General features: G+C 50.8%; 2 protein-coding genes and 1 pseudogene. All 3 read right to left on the bottom strand.

Features of this window, described 5'->3' with window-relative positions; all coding sequences use genetic code 11:
- Positions 1–2,434, bottom strand: a 2,434-nt coding sequence (gene leuS / locus B7990_RS14785) for a leucine--tRNA ligase (RefSeq protein ID WP_088641637.1), incomplete at its 3' end; no start/stop codon positions are given.
- 181 nt (positions 2,435–2,615) lie between these two features.
- Positions 2,616–3,509, bottom strand: coding sequence for a hypothetical protein (locus tag B7990_RS14780; RefSeq protein ID WP_141099303.1), 894 nt, complete (start codon positions 3,507–3,509; stop codon positions 2,616–2,618).
- A gap of 18 nt (positions 3,510–3,527) precedes the next feature.
- A pseudogene (locus B7990_RS14990) lies at positions 3,528–4,588 on the bottom strand (hypothetical protein); the annotation flags it as partial.

The raw sequence follows: 4,588 nt of genomic DNA, 5'->3' as shown, positions 1-4,588 counted from the left end.
CGAGGATGCTCCACATTTCTTCGGCGATGTGCGGGGCAAACGGGTGCAGCAACTTCACGAAGGTTTCGCACGGTTCGCGGTAGCGCTTGTCCATCTTCATCATTTCGTTGTTGAAGATCATCAGCTGGCTGATCGCGGTGTTGAAGCTCATGTTCTCGATGTCGTTCGTGACCTTGATGACGGTCTGGTGCATCACCTTCTCGATAGCTTCCGGAGCGGTTTCGTCAACGTAGACCGGAGCGGCATCGTCGTCGCCCACCACGGAGCGCCAGGCGCGGCCGAGGAAGCGGTTCATGCCTTCGATGCCCTTGGTCTGCCACGGCTTCACTGCATCGAGCGGGCCCATGAACATTTCGTACAAGCGAAGGCTGTCGGCACCGTAGTCGCGCACCACGTCATCGGGGTTCACGACGTTCTTGAGGGACTTACTCATCTTCGCCACAATCTGCTTGAGCTCGATGTCGGTTCCCTTCTTGAAGTACTTGCCGTTCTTTTCTTCGACTTCGTCAGTCGGGACCTTGGAGCCAGCGGCATCTTCATAAGCGAAGGCAAGAATCATGCCCTGGTTGAAGAGCTTCTGGAACGGTTCGTCGGTAGAGACGAGGCCGAGATCGAACAAGACCTTGTGCCAGAAACGGCTGTAGAGCAAGTGAAGCACGGCGTGTTCGGCACCACCCACATAGAGGTCCACCGGCATCCAGTACTTTTCGAGTTCCTTTGCCACAAATGCGTCACCGTTGCAAGCGTCAATGTAGCGGAGGTAATACCAGCAAGAGCCTGCCCACTGCGGCATGGTGTTCGTTTCGCGAATACCCTTGCGACCGTTCTTATCGACGACCTGGAGCCATTCGGTGGCGTTAGCGAGCGGAGACTGTCCGCCGTCACCCGGCTTGTAATCCTTGAGTTCCGGCAAGAGCACCGGAAGTTCGGCATCGTCTACCGTAGAGATTTCACCATCTTCCCAATGGATAATCGGGAACGGTTCGCCCCAGTAACGCTGACGGCTGAAGAGCCAGTCGCGAAGCTTGTAGTTCACCGTGGCCTTACCAATCTTGTTGGCTTCGAGCCATTCGATGACCTTGGCGATACCCTGCTTCTTGTTGAGTCCGTTCAGGCAGAGCGTTGCATTTTCGCTGTTGATGTAGGTGCCGTCGGCAGCCCAGCAGGCTTCGCCCTTGAGCACGAGCGGCTTTACATCTTCGGGGCAGCTTGCGTCCGGTTCCATGATGCAGATAACCGGGAGGTTGAACTTCTTTGCAAAGTCAAAGTCGCGGGTATCGTGAGCCGGCACAGCCATGATAGCGCCGGTGCCATAGCCCGTCAAAACGTAGTCAGCAACCCACACCGGAATCTTCGTGCCGGTGAGCGGGTTCACAGCATAAGAACCAGTGAACACACCGGTCTTTTCCTTGGCGAGTTCCGTACGATCGAGGTCGCTCTTCAAGGCAGCGGCGTGCACATATTCTTCCACGGCGGCCTTCTGTTCGGCAGTCGTGAGTTCCGGCACCATAGCGTGTTCCGGAGCAACGACCATGTAGGTTGCACCAAACAGCGTATCGCAACGGGTCGTGTAAACGCGGAGCTTCTTTTCAGTCGGCTTGCCTTCAGCATCGGCGATTGCAAAATCAACTTCGGCACCATAGCTCTTGCCGATCCAGTTCTTCTGCATGTCCTTGACGCCCTGCGGCCAGTCGAGCTTGTCGAGGCCCTTCAGCAGGCGGTCGCCATACAGCGGGATGCGCATGAGCCACTGCTTGAGGTTACGGCGTTCCACTTCCTTGGTGCCGCACTTTTCGTGAGAACCGTCGTTCAAAACTTCTTCGTTAGCGCACACAATCTTGCAGTGCTTGCACCACCACACCTGAGCGTCGGCGTAGTAAGCGAGGCGCTTGCCATCGCGATACTTGCGGACTTCGTCCTTACCCTTGGCTTCGACATCGGCCGGGATCGGAAGTTCTTCAATCGGGCGGCCCTTCTGCTGGTCTTCATCGAACCAGGTGCCATAAAGGCGCTTGAAAATCCACTGCGTCCACTTGTAATACTTCGGGTCGGTGGTGTTGACTTCCTTGTTCCAGTCGTAGCTCAAGCCAAGGCGCTTGATCTGGCGGCGGAAATTGTCGCAGTTCTTCTTGGTCGTAATGGCCGGGTGCGTACCGGTCTGGATGGCGTACTGTTCAGCGGGGAGGCCGAAAGCGTCCCAACCCATCGGGTGGAGCACATTGAAACCGCGGCTGCGCTTGTAGCGGCAAATGATATCCGTTGCGGTGTAACCTTCCGGGTGACCCACATGGAGGCCTGCACCACTCGGGTACGGGAACATATCCAAGCAGTAATACTTCGGCTTGGACTTATCTTCGCCAGTCTTAAACGTCTGATGTTCTTCCCAGTAGGCTTGCCACTTGGTTTCGATTTCTTGCGGATTATACTTTGCCATTTGCTTTGTACCTCAATATGGTTCTGCTAGACGAGAGACGAAAGACAAAAGACGAGAGAATTCGTCAAATCCGCCAAACAGTCTTGTCGCTTGCAGGACTTCATTAAATTTTCGGGCTAAAATTTAGAAAAATGGGACGGCAGTCAGCCATCCCAAAATTCGAAGCACTTAAAAAAGTGCGTTAATCTTCTATTATTTCTTTCACTTGCCCACCACAATCCGAGCTTGAAAAATATGCCCGCGGGAACCATTCATGACTATCGCGTTCGTACTCGTAGAGTGCGCTTCCCTCCCAAGAAAGCTCCTTGGCAATCTCCGCAGGCGGCGTAAAGCAACACTGATTGCTCTTACCCAGCTCAGGCTCGCCACATTGTTCTTTTATCGCAGCATCAAGACGTTCCTGTTTTGCATTCAGCGAATCAATCTGCGCTTGATCAGCCCGTTTCCATACACCATCGCCTGCATACACAAACACATATCCAGATGGGGGATATGGCATACTTGCTCGAAACGAGCCAGTCATTCCTGTTTTTCGACAAGTGTCACCCACAGCCACGCCAGCGGTATCGCAAGTGAGGCTAATGTCGCCTTTAACCCAAGAGTCTTTTTGACACCTGTAATACGACATACCCCCATACTTGGCATTTCCGGCCCACAGCGATAAAACGCGACCTTCATTCTCCGCATTACAATCTTCTGCATAAACGCCATTGCCAATAATAGGAGACGGTTCGCTGCAAACATCCTTCAATACTTCACCAGATTTTTCCACCAAAAAACGCGTAACAGCACCTTTGGTCACATATTCACACTTCAATTTAACTTGTACGCTATCACCAGATTTTTCCGATGACGATGACAGTTCAATCAAAGGTGCAGAGCTACTTGAAAGTTCCAATCCACTCGAAGAAGACGACTCCGGCTCAACCGAAGGCGTCGAGCTGCTCGAAAGCCCGGATTCTTCCGGAACATTGGTGATATCTGGATTCTCGTCACTACAAGCCGTAAGCGAAACCATTGACAATGCAGCCATTGCCGCAATCGCAGAAAAAGAAATTTTATTAAGCATATTCACGCCCCTTCTTTAGTCTTATCATTCAATGCGTCGATCACCCACTAATTCCCATTTACCCAAGTTTTTTTCAGAATCATATTTGCATTGGTAATCAAGCTCTCGTTTTCTTCCAAGAGGCACCGGCCATTGAGGCGTTACAGATTCGCCAAGATAAGAAACCTCTATACCCGCATCAACAACTACTTTTTTCCCATCATTCGATTCATTGCAAACTTCCGTAGGGCTTGCCAAGGTTGACCTTTTAAAACTAGCATCAATCACAACAGCACCAGGTCTCCAATCATATGCGGTTGTGTATTTACTCCAAGAAACGGCTTTCTGCACATTAACGCACTTATAAGTCAATCCATCTCGTTCATACACAGCGCCAAGATTTCCTTCAGTACACTCAATTTCTTGGAATCTGCTATCATTTTGTAAATCTTCATCCGTCTCCAAAGTCCAAGTACCATTCGAGCGATATCGATAATGATTCTCAGCCACACAGTAAGCTGAAGTTTTGGTCACCCAGTTCAACAAAGTGTCATAGACCAAAGTGACTCCATTAACGCAACGTTCCAGCGTTCCTTCGGCACGGTCACCCATCGAGGCGTTTTGGGGCAAATCCAAAACATCATATTCTTCATCACTCAAGCCCTCTTTTCGAGAGTCCATATACTGCTGAGGAACCATAACGGCAGGCAGCCATTCACCCCATACACAGTAATAATAATCCGCACCCGATTTTTTATACAGTTTATGAGAATTATAGCTTTCAGAACACAGATTAATTGTTGAATCAGCGTTAAATTCTCTCCAACGATTACCAGCATATACAACACTCCTTAAATCACCGTCATCGTTTTTATACGAGCACTCATCACCGTCAACAGGATTAGGCTTAATAGCGCCGCATTTTACATCTGCTTCGGTCAGTTTTCTATCGGGGGATTTCTCCGACGAAGACGATTCTTCTGATGACGACGAAGGTGCGGAACTGCTTGAAAGTTCCAATCCACTCGAAGAAGACGACTCCGGCTCAACCGAAGGCGTCGAGCTGCTCGAAAGCCCGGATTCTTCCGGAACATTGGTGATATCTG

Origin of the sequence: Fibrobacter sp. UWB4 (assembly GCF_002210345.1) — a bacterium.
GTDB lineage: Bacteria > Fibrobacterota > Fibrobacteria > Fibrobacterales > Fibrobacteraceae > Fibrobacter.
The sequence above is the reverse complement of the archived record's forward strand: the minus strand, read 5'-3'. Positions and strand labels throughout refer to the sequence as shown.